The following is an 18,750-nucleotide window of genomic DNA, read 5'->3' on the forward strand; positions in this document are numbered from 1 at the left end:
ATGGTGGGCATCAACGTGCCCATTCCCGTCCCGATCGCCTACTACACCTTCGGCGGCTGGAAAGCCTCTGGTTTCGGCGACCTGAACCAGCACGGCGCCGACGCCTTCCGCTTCTACACCAAAACCAAGACCGTGACGTCGCGGTGGCCCTCCGGCATCCGCCAGGGCGCCAGCTTCATCATGCCGGCAGGCAGCTGATGGGGGTACCTGCGGAGGAAGAAGTTCTCTTTGAGCGCCGCGGCCACCTCGGCATCGTGACGCTCAACCGCCCCAAGGCAGTCAACGCCCTCAATGACGGCATGGTGAAAGCCATGCTCCGGAAGTTGACTGCTTGGGCGGACGACGACGCCGTTGCCACCGTGCTGGTGCGCGGCGCCGGGGATCGCGGGCTGTGTGCCGGCGGCGACATCGTGGCCATCTACAGGGACATGCTGCACGGCGGCGATGAAACCGCCGGCTTCTGGGCCGACGAGTACCGGCTGAACCTCCTCATTTCGCAGTACCCCAAGCCCTATGTGGCGTTCATGGACGGTCTTGTGCTGGGCGGCGGGGTGGGTGTCTCGGCGCACGGATCAGTCCGGGTGGTCACCGAGCGAACCCGCACCGGGATGCCCGAAACCACCATCGGCTTTGTGCCCGACGTCGGCGGCACGCTGCTGTTGTCGCGCTCACCGGGGGAGGCAGGAACCCACGCGGCACTGACAGGTGCCCACCTGTCCGGCGCGGACGCCCTGTTCCTCGGACTCGCGGACCACTTTGTGCCGTCCGAAAGCCTCCCCGCGTTGGCGGAAGCGCTGGAAAGCTCGACGGCGGAGGCCGCCGTCGAGCGCTTTGCCCAAGCGGCGCCGGACTCGGCACTGGCGGCGCAGCGTGAGTGGATCGACGCCGCCTACGCGCATGACGATGCCGAGGAAATCGTGCGGAGTCTGCGCTCTGCCGGGACCGAAGCTGTTGCCGCCGCGGACACCATCGATGCGAAGTCGCCCACGTCGGTGAAGGTCACGTTGGAGTCGCTGCGGCGGGTCCGTGGACTTTCGCTCGAGGAAGCGCTGGACCAGGAATACCGCGTGGGGCTGCGGTGCCTGGCCGGACCCGACTTCCGCGAGGGTGTTCGCGCGCAAGTTGTGGACAAGGACCGGAACCCCCAATGGAAGCCGGCGACACTCGCGGAAGTGCAAGCGTCCGACGTTGAGGGTTACTTCGCGCCGCTCGGCGAGCGTGAGCTGGGGCTTTCCACTTTGGCCGCGGAAGCAAGTTGACCTCAAATGAGAAGCCAGTCAAGGGAGACGACATGACAGAGAACGCAGCATCGGCCACGGGAGTCATTGCTTTCCTTGGACTGGGCCATATGGGCGGTCCCATGGCGGCCAACCTGATCAAGGCAGGACACGAAGTTGTGGGATATGACCCCGTTCCGGCGGCCGTCGAAGCAGCGTTGGCACACGGGATCCCCATGGCCTCCTCTGCCCATGAGGCTGCGGCGGGGGCGGCTGTTGTTTTGACCATGCTGCCCAGCGGCAAGCACGTCCTGGATGCCTACAGGGGTGTGGACGGGCCCGGATTGTTGGCGGTGGCCGGGCCGGACACGCTGTTCCTGGATTGTTCCACCATCAATGTGGACGAGGCCCGCGAGGCTGCCGCTCTTGCCGTGGACGCCGGCCACCGGTCCGTGGATGCCCCGGTTTCCGGCGGCGTGGTGGGAGCCGAAGCCGGCACGTTGACCTTCATGGTGGGAGCGCTGCCCGACGACTTCGAAACAGTGCGGCCGGTCCTTGAACTGATGGGCAAACGGATTGTCCACTGCGGTGATCATGGAGCAGGGCAAGCCGCCAAGGTCTGCAACAACATGATCCTGGGGGTGTCCATGATTGCCGTAGCCGAGGCGTTTGTCCTTGGAGAGAAGCTCGGGCTGACGCACCAGGCATTGTTCGATGTCGCCTCCAATGCCTCCGGGCAGTGCTGGGCGCTGACCACCAACTGTCCGGTGCCCGGCCCGGTGCCCGCCAGCCCTGCCAACCGCGACTACCAGCCGGGCTTTGCCGGGGCGCTCATGGCCAAGGACCTCCGCCTGGCCCTCAACGCGTTGGAAAGTACCGGAGTCGCCGCGGAAATGGGGCCCTTGGCTTCCAGGATTTACGATGCCTTTGCAGCCGGCGAAGGTGCGGGCAGGGACTTCTCGGGCATCATCACGGAGATCCGCGACAAGTCCGCGTGAGAGTTTTAGCCATGTACTTTAGTGTTTCCACGAGAGGGAGAGCATGACGGAGCAGTACCAGAACATTGTGGTGGAACGCAGGGGCCGCGTTGGGCTGGTGACACTGAATCGGCCGGAGGCGCTGAATGCCCTGAACACCGCTCTCATGGGTGAACTGGTGGACGCGGTGACGGCCATGGACACGGATCCGGACGTCGGGGCGGTGGTCATCACGGGTTCCGCCAAAGCTTTCGCCGCCGGTGCCGACATCAAGGAAATGTCGTCCAAGAGCTACATGGAAATGTATGCGGCAGACTGGTTCCGTCGCTGGGAGGACCTCACACGGTTGCGGATTCCCGTGATCGCCGCTGTCTCGGGATTCGCTTTGGGTGGTGGCTGCGAACTGGCCATGATGGCCGACTTCATCATCGCCGGCGACAACGCCAAGTTCGGCCAACCCGAAATCAACCTCGGAGTCATTCCGGGCATGGGCGGCTCCCAGCGGCTCACCCGGGCCGTGGGTAAGGCCAAAGCCATGGACATGGTGCTGACGGGGCGTTTCATGGGCGCCGAGGAAGCTGAGCGTTCCGGATTGGTCTCCCGCGTGGTTCCTGCGGCCGAGGTGATTGACGAGGCACTCAAGGCCGCGGAGGTTATTGCGTCGAAGTCCAAGCCCGTGGCCATGGTTGCCAAGGAAGCCGTCAACGCAGCGTTCGAAACGGGCTTGGCACAGGGGGTGCTGTTCGAGCGGCGCGTGTTCCACTCGCTCTTTGCCACCGAGGACCAGAAGGAAGGCATGGCCGCGTTTACCGAGAAGCGGCAGCCGGAGTTCAAACACCGGTAGATCCCCGGGATCCGGGCCCCGCGCGGATAGACTCAGGGCACTTACGAATGGGGAGAGAACATGTCAACGGAGATCGTTCAAACCGAGCAAACGGAATCGCCCGTCCAACCGATTAACCGCTTGGCCATCGTCGCGGCCGCCATGGCGGCTTTGTCGCTCGTCGGCCTGTTTCTCGCGGGCATGGCCGTCATTGCGGTGTTCGTGGTGGGCGCAGGACATGTTGCGCTGAACCAGATCCAACTTCGCGGGGAACGCGGTCGGGGCTTCGCCATTGCCGCGCTGGCTGTCGGCTATGGCATCGGAGTGTTGTCGTTGCTTTCAGCGCTGATTTTCACGTTCACCCTGGCCGGCCAATAGGGCCTACGTCACTGTCATTCCCTCGTCACGATCAGGGTGCTGCGTCCTCGTATTAACTGACACAGCGGCTACCCGATACTGCCGCGAGACTGAGGGACGCAATGACTTGGGAATTCTGCAACAACGACGACTGCCCGGACAGCTGGCACTGGACGGACCTGGCCGGTGTAGCCGAAGCCTGCCGGGACACTGACACGGATCGAGACGAGACTCCCCGCTTGGCGGCGTTGATGAGCTGCTAGGCAGTCATTGCTAGAGGCGCGGCTGCGTCGAAGAACGCACGCTCCAGCCGCACGGCTTCCGCGAATGTTTCGGCCACCCGGGCCCTGAGTTCAGGAGCGGCAGGCTCGACGGCGTCGAACTCGTCGCGCAGCCAGGTCACCCAGGCGTTGTACTCAGGGTTGTTGTGCAAGCGGATCCAATCTGAGTGCTTCGGTTGGGTAGGCCAGCCAGCGGGATCGCCGGCACGTGCTGCCCAGTCCCCGTACAGCCACTCGGCAACCAGGAGGACGGCCAACACGTCCGGGTAGGAGCGGGTGGCAAGGGCACTGCGCATGAGGGCGTCGAAATCGCGGGTTGCAGGTTCCAACGCAGGTCCGGACCGGTCCGGCCCGGGAACGTCCAGTTCGGAGAAGCAGTCCTGGAAATAAGTGTTCTCGTCCGAAGCGAATGCCCCCAGGACCTTGGCGAACACCAGCCGCGAAGGAAGCGACGGCGCCGAGGCCACAGCCTGCCCCAGCAGCGCAGTGAAGGCATCGCAGAACTGGTAGTCCTGCACGAGGTAGCGGCGGAGATCGTGGTCCGGGAGGCTGCCATCGAGCAGTTGACTGACGAACGGGTGGTTCACCGCGGCGTCCCAATCAGCGGAGCAGTTGTTCCTGAGTTCTTCGGCAAAGCCCACGTGTTTCCTCCTGGAAGTTCAGCCGCGAGCCTACCCGATACCGCCGAGGGGTTAGCTTTCAAGTCTTAGATGACCTAATTGGGCCGAGATGTCGCCCCTCGGCCACCCCTCAGTCGTCCGTGAAGTCCCCGGCGTCCCTGCGGAAGGTGCCCAGGACGCGGATGAGGTGATCGACGTCGTCGTCCCCGAATCCCGACTTGCCGAAGACCTCAGCGTTGAGTGCCGCCGTCGCTTTCTTTGCGAGGGCGCGGCCCTCGACGGTGAGCTCGATCAGGGTGGTGCGTCCGTCGGTCGGATGCGGGGAGCGGGCCACCAAGGCGGCCTTCTCCAAACGGTCGACGGCGTTGGTCACCGACGTAGGATGCACCTGCAGGAGCGCACTCGCCTTGTTCATGGGCAGTGCGCCGCTGCGGGCGAAACTCAGCAGGGCGAGGAGCTCGTAGCGCGCGAAGGTCAGCCCGAATGGTTTGAGGACCGTTTCGATGCGCGCGAGCAGGATCTGCTGCGTGCGCATGATCGCGGTGATGGCAGCCATGGGCGCGGCGACGTCGCCCCAACCATGCCGTTCCCAGTTGCGTTGGGCGTCGGCGATGGGATCGCGGGGGAGTGGCGTACCCATGGTCCTCCTTCTAGTCGGTTGGCTAGTCTTTCAGATTCGGGAACTCTTCTTCGGTGTACTCCACGCCCAAACCGGCAGGCAGCGGACCGGCGCCATGCCGGGCTACCTCCGTGCCGCGCAGCTCCACGCGGCGGATCTTGCCGGAAATGGTCTTGGGCAGCTCTCCGAATTCGAGCCGGCGGATCCGTTTGAACGGTGCCAAGTGCTCGCGGCAATAGCGGAGGATGTCCTCGGCGACGGCCGGCCCTGGCTCGTAGCCCGCGGCAAGCACCACGAACGCTTTCGGCACCGAAAGCTTCACCGCATCAGGCGAAGGCACGACGGCGGCCTCCGCCACTGCGGGATGTTCGATCAGGACGCTTTCCAGTTCGAAAGGCGACAAGCGGTAGTCGGATGACTTGAAGACGTCGTCGTCGCGGCCGACGTAGGTGATGACGCCGTTGGCATCCCGGCTGGCCATGTCGCCAGTGTGGTAGTAACCGTCGCGGAAGGCTTCGGCGGTCTTCGCATCATCGCCGAAGTAGCTCTTCATGAGTCCCACGGGCCGGGGGTCCAAGCGCAAGCAGAGTTCGCCGTCGTTGGATTCTTTCCCGGTGTTCGGATCCACCAGGACGACGTCGTACCCGGGGAGCGGCCTGCCCATGGAACCGATCTTCACCGGCTGGGCTGGTGTGTTGGCGATCTGGACCGTGGATTCGGTTTGCCCGAAACCATCGCGGATGGTCACGCCCCAGGCTTCCTCTACTTGGCCGATGACCTCCGCGTTCAGCGGCTCCCCGGCGGATACCGCCTTGAGGGGTGGGCTGGTGAGCTGGGTGAGGTCGGCCTGGATGAGCATGCGCCAGACCGTGGGCGGAGCGCAGAAACTGGTGACGCCTTCGCGGCCCATCTGGTCCATGAGGGCGGCGGCGTCGAAGCGGTCGTAGTTGTAGATGAAGACGGAGGCCTCGGCGATCCACGGCGTGAAGACGTTGGACCATGCGTGCTTGGCCCAGCCGGGGGAGGCGACGTTCAGGTGCACATCGCCGGGCTCAAGGCCGATCCAGTACATGGTGGACAGGTGGCCCACGGGGTAGGAGGTGTGCGTGTGCTCCACCAGTTTGGCCCGGGACGTGGTGCCGGAGGTGAAGTAGAGCAGCAGGGTTTCGTCCGCCTTGGTGGGGGCGTCGGGCGTGAAGTCCGTGCCGGCGTCGTACGAATCCGCGTACTGTTTTGCGTCGGCGTTGGTGCGCTCCGCACCGACCTCAACCAGCGTGTAGTCACCCTCGACGGCGGCGAACTTGCCGATGTTGGCACTGCCAACGGCCACCCAACCGGCCCCGCCGCGCTCAACGCGGTCCTGGAGATCGCGGGAGCCCATGAGCGTGGTGGTAGGGATCATGACGATGCCCAGCTTGATGCCCGCCAACATGAGCTCCCAAAGCTCCACCTGGTTGCCGAGCATGATGATCATGTGGTCGCCGCGTTGGACGCCTTGGCTCCGGAGCCAGTTGGCTACTTGGGACGACCTGCGCGAGAGGTCCTTGTAGCTGCGTCGAGTGGACGAGCCGTCCTGTTCCACGATGACAAGCGCGGGCTTGTTGCCCCTCGTCTGGTCTGCGGCGATCTGGTCGAACCAGTCGAGGGCGAAATTGAACTCCTCGAACCGCGGCCATTGGAACTCGCTGTGGGCCTGCTTGTAGTCCTCGCGCAGTTGGAGCAACCTGTCGCGGGCCGCACGGAAGTCTTCGGTGACTGTCATAGTCCGCCTTTCGCTTTCGGGTTGCACTGGCGCCGTTGCCCAGCATCGCGCCTAGTGATCCACATCACCTTGCAATATACTAGGACATCCAAGGGTTTGGAAGAGCCTGTGCGGGACTGACGAAGGGGTCTGATGCTCGACGAAAAAGCTGCCGGCACCATTACCAGTGGTGTGGCAACAGAACACGTCCTCCCTCCTTATCCGGAGGCGGACCTGATGCACGTAGTAGACCTGCTCCCTCCTGGGGAACGTTCGCGTTATCTGGAGGTGCGGGAATTCCTGCAGACCCGGATCCGTGCGGCCAGCATTGAGTACTGGAACCGGGAAGAGTTCCCGTTCGGCCTGTTGGCCGACATCGCCAAATACGGCCTCGGCGGACTTCAGACGGATGGTTCCTCCAAGCTGTTCAAGGGCCTCATGTACACCGAGATTGCCCGGGCCGATGTGTCTTTGTCGGCCTTGGTGGGCATCCACAATGAGCTCATTGTGGGCATGATCCACGAGCTTGGTTCGCCCGAACAAAAGCGGCGCTGGCTGCCCGGACTTGAAGCCTTCACGCAACTCGGCGCCTTCGCGCTGACGGAACCGGACCATGGTTCGGACATCGCCGGAGGACTTTCGACGGCGGCGCGGCGCGACGGCGGCGAATGGGTCATCAACGGTGCCAAGCGCTGGATCGGGGCCGGCACGATTGCCGACTTCGCGTTGGTCTGGGCACGCGATGAGGCCGACGGAAACATCAAGGGCTTCATTGTGGAGACGGACCGCCCAGGGTATTCGGCCACCAAGATCTCCAACAAGATCGGCCTCCGCATCATGCAGAATGCGGACATTGTGCTGGACAATGTCCGCATTCCGGCTGAGAACCTGCTGCCCGGTGCCACCGAGTTCTCCAGGGCAAATGACTTGTTGCGGGATTCCCGGGCTTGGGTCGGATGGCAAGCGGCGGGCATTCAGTTGGCAGCGTTCGATATCGCCCGGTCGTATGCACTGGAACGCAAGCAGTTCGGCAAGGAGCTGGCCCGCTTCCAGTTGGTGCAGCAGCAACTTGCGGACATCCTGGGCAACGCCAACGCATCGCTGTCCATGATGGTGGAGCTCGCGCGCATCCAGGAGGCAGGAAAGCTCGAAATGGTGCAGGCCGCCATGTGCAAAGCCACCACCACCCGATTGGCCCGTTCATCCGTGGCGATGGGCAGGTCCTTGCTGGGTGGGAACGGGATCACCACTGATTATGAGATGGGGAAGCTCTTTGGCGACGCCGAAATCCTGTACACCTACGAGGGCAGCTACGAGATCAACTCGATGATCGTGGCACGGGCCGTGACGGGGAAATCGGCTTTCGTTTAAGCTCTCACCCATCCCTGCTGCCGGTCCCTACGAACCACTAGCATGACAAACCTCGGACTCCGGACCAAAGGCCCCGACAGCATGGCCGCACTGGCAGGTGTGGTGTCGGCCGGCGTCGTGCTCGCCGTTGCGGAGCTGATCGGGGCGTTCTTCACTGCCAGGGCAACCCCGCTGTTTGCCCTGGGCTCGACGTTCATTGACTTCACGCCGCCTTGGATGAAGGACTTCGCGATCGCCACGTTCGGTACGAACGACAAGGCTGCGCTGTTCGTAGGCATGGGCCTGACGATCGCCGTGCTGGCCTGCGTTCTAGGAATAGTGGCCTACCGGAAGTGGGCCCTGGGCGTACTTGGCGTGCTGTTCATGGGCGCGGTCATTGTGGCTTGCGTGTTGACCCGCGCCGGAGTGGGACCCGCCGACGCCATCCCTTCGGTCCTGGGAACCATCTCGGGCCTCATCGTCCTGCGCCGCCTCATGGTGCCCTTGTGGGGTTTGAAGGCGTGGCCGGAAGCTCCCGCCGATATTGCGTCCGACGTCGAAGAGCGGGTTGGAAGCGCCGGCGCTGGAAGCGTTGGCACCAGCCGCCGTCGTTTCTTTGCTGCCGCGGGGATCACCGCGGTGGCCGCCGGAATCGCGGCGACCGGTGGGCGGCTGCTGGGTGCCGCGCGGAGCAATGTAGCCCAGGCCCGGGATGCCCTCCGGCTGCCTGCACCGGCAAGGGCTGCCGCTCCCGTGCCCTCGGGCGTCCAGTCCCCGGTTCAAGGGGTTTACCCCTGGCTGACACCGAACAACGAGTTCTACCGCATTGACACGGCCCTGAGCGTCCCGGAAATCAACATCAATGATTGGGAACTGCGGGTGCACGGAATGGTTGAAGAGGAAGTCACCCTCACCTTCCAAGACCTGCTCGACTCGGATCTGATCGAATCCCACGTCACCCTTACCTGCGTATCCAACCCGGTGGGTGGAAAGCTTGCCGGCAACGCCAAATGGCTGGGTCTCCCCATCCGCGAAGTCCTCGCCAGGGCCAAACCGAAGGAAGGCGCGGACATGGTGCTCTCAACATCCATTGACGGCTTCAGCGCCTCCACTCCACTGGAGGTCCTGCAGGATGATCGCGATGCCATGCTGGCAATTGGCATGAACGGGGAGCCGCTTCCGGTAGAGCACGGATACCCCGTGCGGATGGTGGTTCCGGGGCTGTACGGTTTCGTCTCTGCCACCAAGTGGGTGGTGGACCTGGAGGTCACCCGCTTCGCGGACAGCAAGGCCTACTGGACTGACCGCGGCTGGTCAGAACGTGGCCCCATCAAGACCATGGCACGTGTGGACGTGCCTAAGTCCTTTGCGAAGTTCCCGCCAGGAAAGGTCGCCGTGGGCGGCACGGCCTGGGCCCAGACCAGGGGAATCACCAAGGTGGAAGTCCAGATCGATGACGGCGAGTGGGTGGAAGCGACCCTTTCCGACGAAGCCTCCACCATCACCTGGCGCCAGTGGTCCTACGAATGGGACGCCACGCCCGGCCTGCACTACGTCAAGGCCCGCGCCACCGACGGCACCGGGGAAGTCCAAACGGAGATGCGCGCCGATCCGGTGCCTGACGGAGCCTCGGGCTGGCCGTCGGTGATGGTCACCGTGGAGTAGTTCGAGCGACAATTGACTCTGACACTGTGGAAGGCGAGAGAACTGAGACATGTTATCCATCGGAGCTTTCGCGCAGATCGGGCAGGTGACCCATCGGATGCTGCGGCATTGGGATGCCGCAGGTCTGCTCGTGCCAGCACACGTGGACGAGTTCAGCGGCTACCGATCCTACGATCCTTCTCAACTTGAGCGTCTGCATCGGATCGTTGCACTGCGCCAGCTCGGTTTTGGTCTTGACGACATCTCGTCGATTCTTGACCAGGGCGTCGAGGCCGATCGCATCGCAGTCCTGTTACGGATTCGCCGCGCAGAGGTTGAGCAGGAACACCGGATCGCTGCTGGCCGACTCGTAGACGTGCAACGGCGGCTCCACCTCATCGAGAAAGAGAACCACATGTCCCAGATCGAGATCATTGAGAAGCCCTTGCGCCCTGTCCGGCTCGCCGCCCGCCGTGCTGTCGTAGCCGACCAACCTGAGGTCGCAAGTGTCGTGGGTCCCTCCTTTGACGCTGTTGCCGGGATCATCGGCGATGAGCGTGGAACTCTGGAGACGCCGATCGCGCTGTACGAGACAGTTGAAGACGGCCTGCAAATAATTGCCGGCTATGCCTACACGGGACCCGCACGCGACGGCTTCGAGATTGTCGAACTGCCCGCTGTGGAAAATGCCGTCTGCGGCGTCCATCTCGGCTCCATGGACCACATTGCCGAAAGCTGGCAGGCTCTCCATTCTGAGATATTCGCTCGTGGGCTTGTCCACTCAGGGCCATGCCGGGAACTATACGTCCGAGCTATTTCAGAAGATCAGTCCGACTGGGTGACCGAGTTGCAGCAGCCTGTTCGTCGCAGCTGAAACGTTCGATTCACTGCGAAGGGGCGAAAGAGATTCGCTCGGTCCGCAACACGCCGAAGAGCCTCCCGGAGTTGCTGGTCCGTGGTTGAGGATGGCTCCGGTTCCACCAGCATGAGGTCGTGCTCTTCGATCTGGTGAGCACCGCACGGATCAAGCTCATTTTATCCTCGCAGTAGTAGTTCACCAGCCCCAGTGCCGCTTTGAGAATGCGTGTCTGCCTGGTCGTCTACAGGTTCTTCTCCGCGTAAAACCGCAGCGCATCCCGCACGAACGTCGCACCGGTTTCCCCGCCATAGTTGGCAGCAAAACGCGGATCGGCGACGTACATTTCGCCGAGCCCGGTGACGTAACCCTTCACGTCTCCGCCGGGTACCGCCGTCGGGGTTCCTGGGATCCCGCGGAGCCATTCGACCTGGCGCTTGGCCAGATCCTGCGCTTCGGCGCTCTCGGGCGCAATCCCGGACTCGGCGGCGGAAATCCAGTCGCTGCCCAGTTTCTGCGAGCGTTCCTTCCACTGCTGCTTGTCTCCGGCGCTCATGCCACGCCACCACGCGTCGCTCTTGGCGTAAGCGTCCTTACCCCAGCGTTCCTCCACCTCATCCTTGTACTGAGTGTGGTCGAAGCCGTCAAACATGTCCTGTGCCATGTACTGTCCATCCCCTTTCAATGTGTCGATGGTCTGCCGAACGGAGGCGATCTGCCGGGCCAGCCGTTCCTGCTCCTGCGCGAGCCACTCAAGGTGACCGCTCAACGCTTTGACGGTGTCCGTCTCGCGGCGGAGAACCTCGGCTATTGCCGGCAGGCCAAGTCCGAGTTCCCTGAGCAGGAGGATGCGCTGGAGCTGCACCAACGCCGGACCGTCGTAGTAGCGGTAGCCATTGTGGCCGGTCCGGGTTGGCGTGAGCAGCCCGATGTCGTCGTAGTGACGCAGCGTGCGGCTGGTTGTTCCAGCCATCTTGGCGATTTCCTGGATCGACCAGTCCATTCGTCCTCCGTTTGTCCCTGTACTTCGAGAGTAGAGGTTGACGTTACGTCAAGGTCAAGGGTGGCCAACAAATGGTCCATCTGAATATCCGGAGCTTGTTGGGATCGGGCGTAGTGCGGTGCGGGCGATGCACGATTTCCCTGAGGCAGCAGACCTAGGAGGGATTACCGGGACTGCGCGACGCGGTTCATCGAATACACGATTGGCCCGTCCTGGGTGGTGGTCGTGGCGGACGTCGTGAACCCAAGCCGTTGGTAAAGGCGCACGTTTCGCGTGTCCGATGTTTCGAGAGCGACGGCACCACCTTGCTGATCAATTATTGCTAAACCTGCTGCGGTAACCGCTGTCCCGAGGCCCGCGCCTTGAACGGAAGGATCGACGCCGACCGTTTCAAGAGTCCATGAACCTGCTGGAGCTTGAGGCAGAGACAATCCAAGGAGCACTGCAAGGCGTGGTCCGTGCAGCTCGCTTAGTCGTTGTTGCGTTTGTTCGGTTGGGGCCGGGGCGTCTGGGGGAAGGAACGCGGCGACTGCGCGTATTTGTTCGTCCACAACGACGATTCCGTGGTTCAAAGCGTGGGCGAGATATAGCCGCTGGATGTCTTCCAGGCGTTCAGCGTATTCGTCGGCGGGGAGAGCCCATCGTGTCCATGCGTACGTGTCGAACGCCGCGGCGAGGACCGATGCTGCGGAGTCAAGGTCTGCAGAAGTGGCAAGGCGGACGGGGTGGATCATGCGGTATTTCTCCTGAGGTGTTGATGTGAGTACCAATGGGCCACCGAGTCAGATTGTGAAAGTGGGTCTTGAGATGAGCATTGTGCCACGTCAGCACGTGCACGAAGGACCGCCCCGGAGCAATGAGGCGAAAGTCTGGTTGCCCCGCCCGCTGTGACTAGAACGCTCAGACCCACAAGCAACGGGGCGATTAGTCGGCCAGGATCAGGTAGAGCGCCCGACGCGTTTCGTCCAGCTTCTCGATCGCGGCCTGGCGCTGTTCATCGGTGGCTGCTCCGCGGAACTGGTGAATGACTCCCATGAGCTTGCCTACGCTCTGGTGGAATGCGGCTCCTGTTCCGTCGGCCTCGGTGTTCCAGGCGTTGGCGAGCTCTTCTTCATGCTCGGCGACGTAGGCCTTGCCGTCGTCAGTGAGCGTGAACTCGGTGCGCCGACCCTCGCCGACGGCGACGATCAGTTCCTCGTCCACCAGCTGCTGCAGCGTCGGGTAGACAGAGCCCGGGCTGGGACGCCATGCACCGGACGTCTTCTCGGCGATGGTCTTGATCAAGCCATAGCCGTTCGACGGCGCCTCCGCCAGCAGGGAGAGAATCGCTGCGCGGACGTCGCCTCGGTTGGCTCGGCGTGAACCGCCGGGACCGAAGCCCCTGGGTCCGAAACCGGGACCAAAGCCGGGACCAAAACCTGGACCAAAGCCCGGTCCGAATCCGCCGCCGCCGTGGCCGCCCGGCCCGCGCCGGCCCTTGCCGCGATTGAAGCGGCCCCGTCCGTATCCGTGGTCGGGATGGCCGTGTTCGTGGTCGTGCTCAGGGAAGGTGTTTTCGTTTTCGTTGATGCCTTTCATAACAGCATCGTCCTTTCGGTTGTTGTTACGCCGAAGGAGTATCGGCGATAGTTAACGATATATCGGTAACTATCGTGACGTCAACACCCAACCCTCGGTCACTTTCCGGCCGTTTTTCCCCAACCCTCTCGCAGCCCCGGGGAGGAGGTGCAAGAGGGTTGCCCGGAAAGTGTCGTCAAGTGAGAGAGCGTCCGGGGAAAGCACGACGGCGGGTGCGGACTTATCGAAAAGTCCGCACCCGCCGTCGAGGTTCTTTTGGTGCCAAGGCTTCCTTGGCGCCGGGTCAGGCTATTTCCACCACGTATCGAAGATGGTGACCGGCACTGTGCGCTTGTGGCGGGTCCGGAGGAACTTCTGCTCGATGAGTCCGGCCGCGGATTCGGGGATGTCGCGGCCTTCGAGATAGTCGTCGATCTGGTCGTAGGTAATACCAAGCTCGTCTTCGTCGGTGCGGCCGGGCTTGCCGTCCAGGAGGTCGGCAGTAGGGACCTTCTCCCAGACGCGGGAAGGCGCGCCCAGCTCTGCAAGCAGAGCCCGGTTCTGGCGCTTGTTCAGGCCGAACAGCGGCAGGATGTCCGCACCGCCGTCGCCGAATTTCGTGAAGAAGCCCGTCACGGACTCAGCGCCATGGTCGGTGCCGAGCACCAGGTAGTTGTGCTCGCCGGCCAGGGCGTACTGGGCGATCATGCGTGCGCGGGCCTTGGTGTTGCCCTTGTGGAAATCTGAAATGGGTGCGCCGGTGGTTTTCTCGAACTCGTCCTCGAAGCCGTCCACGGCCGGGGAGATGTTGAAGGTCCACTCGGTCTTGGCCTTGATGAAGTCCAAGGCAGCCTGGGCGTCGTCTTCGTCGTGCTGAATGCCGTAGGGGAGCCGGACCGCAACGAAGTTCGCGTCAACGCCCTCGGCTTCCAGTTCTTCAACGGCGAGCTGGGCGAGGCGCCCGGCAAGCGAGGAATCGATGCCGCCGGAGATGCCCAGCACGAAGCCTTTTGTGCCGGTCGCCTTGAGGTAATCCTTCAGGAACGTGACGCGCTTGCGGACCTCCTCTACTGGGTTGATCCGGGGCTGGACGCCCATTTCGGCAATGATCGTGGCCTGGAGTTCGCGCATGTGTTCCACACTAGTCAGCCGCGTCACAAAGGCTCAACTGTATTGCGCACCTAGTTGGGGGAGGCCGGACCTGTTGACCCGCGAACCGTGAGATGGGTGGGCATGACGGCCAAGCGTCGGCTGGAGCCGGCATGCAAAGGATCCAACTGTGCAAGCAGCATGGAGACGGCCACGCGTCCGGCTTGCTCGATGGGCGAGGCCATGGTGGTCAAAGGCGGGTTGCAGAAGTCCGCGCCGAAGATATCGTCGCAGCCCACGATGCTCATATCCTCGGGCACCCGTATGCCGCGTTCGCGAAGCCGCTGGAGCATGCCTATGGCCAGGAGGTCGTTGAAGACAATGCAGGCGGTAGCGCCCGTGCGGGCTGCAGCGTCCGCGGCTGCGGCGCCCGACGTTGTCTTGGGTGTGAATGGCCCCACCCGCGACGTCGTGAGTCCGCGCTCCCGGCATTCGTCTTCGAACGTCTTCCACCGCTTGGCATTTGACCATGACGACGCCGGTCCACCCACGTAGCAGATCCTGGAGTGGCCCAGGGAACTGAGGTGCTCCAAGGCCTGGACGACGGCGCCTGGGGTGTCGATCATTACGGTGGGTGCGTTGGCAGAGGACCTGTTGATTGTCACGATTGCCTGTGACGACGCCGCCTCCAGGATCTGCGCGTCAGTTAGTCGGGACGCGGCGAGGATGAACCCGTCGGCCGTGCGCTGCATCTTGCGGAGGGTGTCTGCTTCCATTTCGGCGGATTCCTCGGTATCCACCAGCAACTGCGTGTAGCCGGCAGCCTTGAGTTGGTTCTGCGTGCCCCTGATGATGTCGAAGTAGAACGGGTTGGTGACGTCGGGGACCAGCAGGGCGATGGCGTTGGTCCGTCCCGAACTCAATCCCCGTGCCTGGGAACTCGGTACGTAATTCAGTGTGGCGGCGGCCTGCTCGACGCGCTCCCGTGTCACGTGGTTCACCCGGCCCGGGTTGGAGAGCGCCCTGGAAACTGTGGAGGTAGCCACTCCGGCCAGCTCCGCCACGTCGCGGATGGTGGGCACTGCCGTCGCGGTACGGACTTTTTCTTCTGCCATGGTTGTCATTGGAGCACTTTTGGCAACTTTTGGCAAACGCTTGCCGCTTGGATTGCCATCTCCCTAGACTCGACAACGAAGCCCCTGTGACGCACGACACCACCACCTGCGGGCTTGGTATCCAAGGAGGAAACAATGAGGTTTGCACCATCAGCGAAGCTGGCCGCCGTCATAGCAACGGCCGCTCTGGCTTTGACTGCCTGCGGGGGCGGCGGCAGTAGTTCCGACAGTAGGGGAGGTGCCGTGGACGGCGCCGGGAAGAAGTTGAGCGTCCTGACCGGGGTTAACAACCAATACCCCGAGCAGCAAAAGGAATGGTTCAAAGACATTGCTGCGAAGTTCAAGGCAAAAACGGGTGCTGATGTTGAATTCGAAACGTTTGCCTCTGCCAACGACGAACTGACCCGGATCCAAACATCCGTGGTTTCAGGCCAAGGTCCGGACGTCTACAGCCTCGGCACCACCTTCACTCCCACGGCCTACGCCACCAAAGCCTTCGTGACCCTATCCGACGATGATTGGAAGAAGGTCGGCGGAAAGGACCGCTTCAACCAGGCCGCCCTGGGCATCTCCGGCCCGGACCCCGAGCACATGGCCGGCATTCCGTTCGTCAGCCGCCCGTTCGTCATGGCTTACAACAAAGACATCCTTGCAGCCGCAGGCATAGAGAAGCCCGCAACCACATGGGATGAGCTCGCTGAGCAAGCCAAGAAGATGACCAATGCCGGCACTGGTACGTATGGCCTCGCGACCGGCTACAAGGACAACTTTGACCCGTGGAAGTTCATTTGGGCCATGTCCGTACAAGCCGGCAACCCGCTAGTGGACGGCGACAAGCTCAAGATGGACGACCCCACCGTCAAGAAGGCCTACGAGACCTACTTCGGTTGGCTCACCAAGGACAAGGTTGTGGATCCGGCAGCGATCGGATGGAGCAACAGCAACGCCGTGGCGGCCTTCGCGTCCGGCAAGGCCGGCTACCTGATGATGACGACGTCCAGCTCCGTTCCTACTTTGGACAAGTCAGCCATCGCCGGTAAGTACGCCTACTCGATCATGCCCACCACGGCTCCCGGCGAGACATCGCCCAAGGGCGACGGCGACAAGGCCGCAAGCATCCTTTCCGGCGACAACGTGGTGGTTGCCGACTATTCCCAGCAGAAGGATCTGGCCTTCGCCTACATCGAGCTCATCACTTCCAAGGATGAGCAGTTGAACTACCAGAAGATCTTTGGCGAGCTTCCTGCGAACGCCGAGGCCCTGGCCTCGCTGACAGATCCGAAGCTTCAACCCATCGCCGATGCTGCAGGCAAGTCCAAGGCAACTCCATTTACCGGTGCGTGGGGCGACATCCAGCTTGGACTCCTGAACGTCACCGTCCAGTCCATTCCGGACCTGGCCAAGGGCTCCGTGGATGACTCTGCCCTGGAATCACGGCTCAATGACGCCCAGTCCAAGGGGCAAGCCTCCCTCGACCGGGCCGCGAAGTCCTAGACAGGAAACCCATGTCCACTGATTCCTTCAGGGAAATAAAGGCCGTCGCCGGCCCGGCTGCCGAAGGGCAGCTGGCCCGGTCCGGCACTGCAGCCCAAACGTCCGACGACGGCACGTCACCGAACACGGGCACAAGTACCCTCCAGCGTGGCGGCCGTGGGAAGAAGCCCGCCCGCCGTAAAGGCTTGAGCGAGCGCAACCGTCCACTGTGGATGCTGATCCCCGGCGGCCTGCTGATGTTCGTCATCATCGTGATTCCGCTGTTCCTGGGCATCTACATGTCGGCCCTCAACCTGGACCAGTACACGCTGCGCAAATGGGTCAGCGCACCGTTCATCGGCTTCGACAACTTTGTAGAGGCACTGACCGACTCACCGCTCCTCCACTCCGTATGGCTGAGCGTCAGCTATTCGTTGATCGCAATGCTGGTCACCTTGCCCCTGGGAATCGCAGCGGCCGTGGCCACGCAGAACGCGTTCAAGGGCAGGGCACTTGTCCGCTCAATCTTCCTGATCCCCTACGTCCTTCCATCCTTCGTGGTGGCCACTGTGTGGCGGACCATGTTTCAGCCGGATGGAGTGGTGGACTCGGCGTTGAGCGTGTTCGGCATGGACGGTGGACTGTGGCTCAATGGGCCGCAAACGTATTGGACGCTCATCCTGGTTCAGATCTGGGCTTCCTGGCCTTTCATCTACCTGCTGGCCCTTTCCGGCCTGCAGGCCGTGGACCATGAGGTCCACGAAGCCTCGGCCTTGGACGGCGCGCTGTGGTGGAACAAGCTGCGGTACGTCATCTTCCCCTATCTCAAGGGCCCGCTGGCACTGGCCTTCCTGATCGGCATGCTGCACCACATCAACAACTTCACTCTCCCGTTCGTGCTGTTTGGCGTCCCGGCTCCGGCCGATGTCGAAGTCCTTCCGATCCTCACGTACGTCACCAGCTTCCAGAGCTTCCGCTTCGGCCTCAGCGCCGCCATGGCGTTCGTGTCCCTGGTGCTGATCGCCATTCCGCTGTTCATCTACCTGCGCGCCGTCAAACTGGACGACGCCGAGACGCCTGGAGGCAAGAAGTGAGCGCATCAACCACCTCCGTCCGCGGCACGGCCAACCGGGGTTCGTCGGGAAGCACGTTCCGGCCCGGCTCCAAGCGGCAGCACGAAGTAACCCGTCTCCTGCCCGGTCCCATGCTGGCCATCATCCTGACGGTCCTGAGCGCCATTGTGCTGATCCCGGTCGCCTACATTTTCCTGGCCTCGGTGAACTCGGACATCGGCGTCGCCAACGGCGAGTTCTGGCCGTCGACATTCTCACTGGAGAACTACACCAAGATCTGGTCCAGCGTTGGCCTGGCCAAGGGCCTCGCCAACAGCGTGCTGGTAGCCGGAGCCACGGCCGTGGTCTCAGCGGCCATGTCGGTTTCCATCGCTTACGTGCTGGTCCGCTACCAGTTCCGGGGCAGGCTCACCGTTCTGCGAAGCCTCCTGGCGCTGCAGTCCGTACCCGGAACGCTCATGGTCCTGCCGGTGTTCGTTCTCTTCTCGTCGGCAGCCAGCTACCTGGGAGTCCAAGTGATCGGAACGCAATGGGGTCTGTTCATTACCTATCTGACGTTCGCCATGCCGTTCTCCACCTGGGTGATGGTCACCTACCTGCGCGGCTTGCCCCGTGAGCTGGAAGAAGCGGCCAAGATCGATGGCGCCAGCAACCTTGGTGTGCTGGTCCGCATCATCCTGCCGCTCAGCTGGCCTGGAATTGTGGTCTCGGGAATCTTCGCCTTCCTGCTGGGCTGGAACGATGTTCTGTTCGCTTCAGTGATGACCAGGCCTGACAGCCAGACGGCGGCAGTGGCCTTGCAGATCTTCGGCGCCTCGCAGGAGGGTGGAGCCATCCCCCTGTACGGCCAAATGATGGCGGCCTCGCTCGTCTGCGCGGCACCCGTCGTGATTCTTTACCTGATTTTCCAACGTTACCTAGTGGGCGGTCTCACCGCCGGAGGAGTCAAATAGCA

The 18,750-nt window shown here is 62.8% G+C and carries 20 protein-coding genes and 1 pseudogene; 12 read left to right on the forward strand and 9 right to left on the reverse strand.

Annotated elements, in window-relative coordinates:
- From ACFRJ9_RS00005 to ACFRJ9_RS00030, 6 genes are all read left to right on the forward strand, one after another.
- The coding region (locus ACFRJ9_RS00005; RefSeq protein WP_377663178.1) for an aldehyde dehydrogenase family protein at positions 1 to 198 on the forward strand (198 nt) is incomplete at its 5' end.
- The gene (locus ACFRJ9_RS00010) at positions 198 to 1,259 is read left to right on the forward strand and encodes an enoyl-CoA hydratase/isomerase family protein (protein WP_377663179.1); all 1,062 of its coding nucleotides are present in this window, start codon (positions 198 to 200) and stop codon (positions 1,257 to 1,259) included. The genes ACFRJ9_RS00005 and ACFRJ9_RS00010, both read left to right, overlap by 1 nt.
- Before the next feature lie 32 nt (positions 1,260 to 1,291).
- The gene (gene mmsB / locus ACFRJ9_RS00015; RefSeq protein WP_377663180.1) at positions 1,292 to 2,215 is read left to right on the forward strand and encodes a 3-hydroxyisobutyrate dehydrogenase; all 924 of its coding nucleotides are present in this window, start codon (positions 1,292 to 1,294) and stop codon (positions 2,213 to 2,215) included.
- Between the two features lie 43 nt (positions 2,216 to 2,258).
- On the forward strand, positions 2,259 to 3,038 hold the full coding sequence (locus ACFRJ9_RS00020; protein WP_377663181.1) for an enoyl-CoA hydratase: 780 nt from the start codon (positions 2,259 to 2,261) through the stop codon (positions 3,036 to 3,038).
- Positions 3,039 to 3,098: 60 nt separating this feature from the next.
- A complete protein-coding gene (locus ACFRJ9_RS00025) occupies positions 3,099 to 3,395 on the forward strand; it encodes a DUF4190 domain-containing protein (RefSeq protein WP_377663182.1) in 297 nt (98 codons plus the stop codon).
- A 101-nt stretch (positions 3,396 to 3,496) separates the two neighbouring features.
- A complete protein-coding gene (locus ACFRJ9_RS00030) occupies positions 3,497 to 3,637 on the forward strand; it encodes a hypothetical protein (protein ID WP_377663183.1) in 141 nt (46 codons plus the stop codon).
- Here ACFRJ9_RS00030 and ACFRJ9_RS00035 read toward each other — a convergent pair.
- The 3 genes from ACFRJ9_RS00035 to ACFRJ9_RS00045 form a co-directional block, all read right to left on the reverse strand.
- Positions 3,634 to 4,296: a TenA family protein gene (locus ACFRJ9_RS00035; RefSeq protein WP_377663184.1), complete on the reverse strand. Its 663-nt coding sequence runs from the start codon at positions 4,294 to 4,296 to the stop codon at positions 3,634 to 3,636. The two genes, ACFRJ9_RS00030 and ACFRJ9_RS00035, sit on opposite strands and share 4 nt — an antisense overlap.
- 109 nt (positions 4,297 to 4,405) lie before the next feature.
- A complete protein-coding gene (locus ACFRJ9_RS00040) occupies positions 4,406 to 4,915 on the reverse strand; it encodes a MarR family winged helix-turn-helix transcriptional regulator (protein ID WP_377663185.1) in 510 nt (169 codons plus the stop codon).
- Between the two features lie 22 nt (positions 4,916 to 4,937).
- Positions 4,938 to 6,656: an AMP-binding protein gene (locus ACFRJ9_RS00045; protein ID WP_377663186.1), complete on the reverse strand. Its 1,719-nt coding sequence runs from the start codon at positions 6,654 to 6,656 to the stop codon at positions 4,938 to 4,940.
- 132 nt (positions 6,657 to 6,788) lie between these two features.
- On the opposite strand from ACFRJ9_RS00045, the gene ACFRJ9_RS00050 reads away from it, so the two are divergent.
- The 3 genes from ACFRJ9_RS00050 to ACFRJ9_RS00060 are packed head-to-tail and all read left to right on the forward strand — an operon-like array spanning position 6,789 to position 10,503.
- On the forward strand, positions 6,789 to 8,006 hold the full coding sequence (locus tag ACFRJ9_RS00050; protein ID WP_377663187.1) for an acyl-CoA dehydrogenase family protein: 1,218 nt from the start codon (positions 6,789 to 6,791) through the stop codon (positions 8,004 to 8,006).
- 42 nt (positions 8,007 to 8,048) lie between these two features.
- Positions 8,049 to 9,650, forward strand: a complete 1,602-nt coding sequence (locus ACFRJ9_RS00055; RefSeq protein ID WP_377663188.1) for a molybdopterin-dependent oxidoreductase — start codon at positions 8,049 to 8,051, stop codon at positions 9,648 to 9,650.
- 49 nt (positions 9,651 to 9,699) lie between these two features.
- A complete protein-coding gene (locus ACFRJ9_RS00060) occupies positions 9,700 to 10,503 on the forward strand; it encodes a MerR family transcriptional regulator (protein WP_377663189.1) in 804 nt (267 codons plus the stop codon).
- A gap of 41 nt (positions 10,504 to 10,544) precedes the next feature.
- Here ACFRJ9_RS00060 and ACFRJ9_RS00065 read toward each other — a convergent pair.
- The 6 genes and pseudogenes from ACFRJ9_RS00065 to ACFRJ9_RS00090 all read right to left on the reverse strand — a co-directional run.
- A pseudogene (locus ACFRJ9_RS00065) lies at positions 10,545 to 10,699 on the reverse strand (TetR/AcrR family transcriptional regulator); the annotation flags it as partial.
- 30 nt (positions 10,700 to 10,729) lie between these two features.
- On the reverse strand, positions 10,730 to 11,488 hold the full coding sequence (locus ACFRJ9_RS00070; RefSeq protein WP_377663190.1) for a MerR family transcriptional regulator: 759 nt from the start codon (positions 11,486 to 11,488) through the stop codon (positions 10,730 to 10,732).
- Positions 11,489 to 11,652: 164 nt separating this feature from the next.
- The gene (locus ACFRJ9_RS00075) at positions 11,653 to 12,222 is read right to left on the reverse strand and encodes a GNAT family N-acetyltransferase (protein WP_377663191.1); all 570 of its coding nucleotides are present in this window, start codon (positions 12,220 to 12,222) and stop codon (positions 11,653 to 11,655) included.
- A gap of 190 nt (positions 12,223 to 12,412) precedes the next feature.
- Positions 12,413 to 13,066, reverse strand: a complete 654-nt coding sequence (locus tag ACFRJ9_RS00080; protein ID WP_377663192.1) for a PadR family transcriptional regulator — start codon at positions 13,064 to 13,066, stop codon at positions 12,413 to 12,415.
- Between the two features lie 288 nt (positions 13,067 to 13,354).
- Complete coding sequence (nadE, locus tag ACFRJ9_RS00085) at positions 13,355 to 14,176, reverse strand: ammonia-dependent NAD(+) synthetase (RefSeq protein WP_377663193.1); 822 nt, start codon at positions 14,174 to 14,176, stop codon at positions 13,355 to 13,357.
- Between the two features lie 50 nt (positions 14,177 to 14,226).
- On the reverse strand, positions 14,227 to 15,258 hold the full coding sequence (locus tag ACFRJ9_RS00090; protein WP_377663194.1) for a LacI family DNA-binding transcriptional regulator: 1,032 nt from the start codon (positions 15,256 to 15,258) through the stop codon (positions 14,227 to 14,229).
- Between the two features lie 126 nt (positions 15,259 to 15,384).
- Here ACFRJ9_RS00090 and ACFRJ9_RS00095 point away from each other — a divergent pair, with 126 nt between their 5' ends.
- Genes ACFRJ9_RS00095 through ACFRJ9_RS00105 form a run of 3 tightly spaced genes read left to right on the forward strand, consistent with a single transcriptional unit; the run spans position 15,385 to position 18,748 of the window.
- Entirely contained in the window at positions 15,385 to 16,743 is a 1,359-nt protein-coding gene (locus ACFRJ9_RS00095; RefSeq protein WP_377663195.1) for an ABC transporter substrate-binding protein, read from the forward strand.
- 11 nt (positions 16,744 to 16,754) lie between these two features.
- Positions 16,755 to 17,816 (forward strand): carbohydrate ABC transporter permease, encoded by a 1,062-nt coding sequence (locus ACFRJ9_RS00100; protein ID WP_377663196.1) that lies wholly within the window; start codon positions 16,755 to 16,757, stop codon positions 17,814 to 17,816.
- Positions 17,813 to 18,748 (forward strand): carbohydrate ABC transporter permease, encoded by a 936-nt coding sequence (locus ACFRJ9_RS00105; RefSeq protein WP_377663197.1) that lies wholly within the window; start codon positions 17,813 to 17,815, stop codon positions 18,746 to 18,748. Before ACFRJ9_RS00100 ends, ACFRJ9_RS00105 begins: the two co-directional genes overlap by 4 nt.
- The last annotated feature ends 2 nt before the right edge of the window (positions 18,749 to 18,750 follow it).

It is taken from the genome of Paenarthrobacter sp. NPDC056912, from assembly GCF_042786555.1.
In the GTDB taxonomy this organism is placed as follows: domain Bacteria; phylum Actinomycetota; class Actinomycetes; order Actinomycetales; family Micrococcaceae; genus Arthrobacter.

Bases quoted from the DNA above. Each gene is read 5' to 3' on its own strand.
- ACFRJ9_RS00045 (WP_377663186.1), bottom strand. From the start codon at position 6,656: ATGACAGTCACCGAAGACTTCCGTGCGGCCCGCGACAGGTTGCTCCAA.
- ACFRJ9_RS00025 (WP_377663182.1), top strand. From the start codon at position 3,099: ATGTCAACGGAGATCGTTCAAACCGAGCAAACGGAATCGCCCGTCCAA.
- ACFRJ9_RS00080 (WP_377663192.1), bottom strand. From the start codon at position 13,066: ATGAAAGGCATCAACGAAAACGAAAACACCTTCCCTGAGCACGACCAC.
- mmsB (WP_377663180.1), top strand. From the start codon at position 1,292: ATGACAGAGAACGCAGCATCGGCCACGGGAGTCATTGCTTTCCTTGGA.
- ACFRJ9_RS00055 (WP_377663188.1), top strand. From the start codon at position 8,049: ATGACAAACCTCGGACTCCGGACCAAAGGCCCCGACAGCATGGCCGCA.
- ACFRJ9_RS00020 (WP_377663181.1), top strand. From the start codon at position 2,259: ATGACGGAGCAGTACCAGAACATTGTGGTGGAACGCAGGGGCCGCGTT.
- ACFRJ9_RS00040 (WP_377663185.1), bottom strand. From the start codon at position 4,915: ATGGGTACGCCACTCCCCCGCGATCCCATCGCCGACGCCCAACGCAAC.
- ACFRJ9_RS00050 (WP_377663187.1), top strand. From the start codon at position 6,789: ATGCTCGACGAAAAAGCTGCCGGCACCATTACCAGTGGTGTGGCAACA.
- ACFRJ9_RS00030 (WP_377663183.1), top strand. From the start codon at position 3,497: ATGACTTGGGAATTCTGCAACAACGACGACTGCCCGGACAGCTGGCAC.
- ACFRJ9_RS00070 (WP_377663190.1), bottom strand. From the start codon at position 11,488: ATGGACTGGTCGATCCAGGAAATCGCCAAGATGGCTGGAACAACCAGC.
- ACFRJ9_RS00060 (WP_377663189.1), top strand. From the start codon at position 9,700: ATGTTATCCATCGGAGCTTTCGCGCAGATCGGGCAGGTGACCCATCGG.
- nadE (WP_377663193.1), bottom strand. From the start codon at position 14,176: ATGCGCGAACTCCAGGCCACGATCATTGCCGAAATGGGCGTCCAGCCC.
- ACFRJ9_RS00095 (WP_377663195.1), top strand. From the start codon at position 15,385: ATGAGGTTTGCACCATCAGCGAAGCTGGCCGCCGTCATAGCAACGGCC.
- ACFRJ9_RS00090 (WP_377663194.1), bottom strand. From the start codon at position 15,258: ATGACAACCATGGCAGAAGAAAAAGTCCGTACCGCGACGGCAGTGCCC.
- ACFRJ9_RS00010 (WP_377663179.1), top strand. From the start codon at position 198: ATGGGGGTACCTGCGGAGGAAGAAGTTCTCTTTGAGCGCCGCGGCCAC.
- ACFRJ9_RS00075 (WP_377663191.1), bottom strand. From the start codon at position 12,222: ATGATCCACCCCGTCCGCCTTGCCACTTCTGCAGACCTTGACTCCGCA.
- ACFRJ9_RS00100 (WP_377663196.1), top strand. From the start codon at position 16,755: ATGTCCACTGATTCCTTCAGGGAAATAAAGGCCGTCGCCGGCCCGGCT.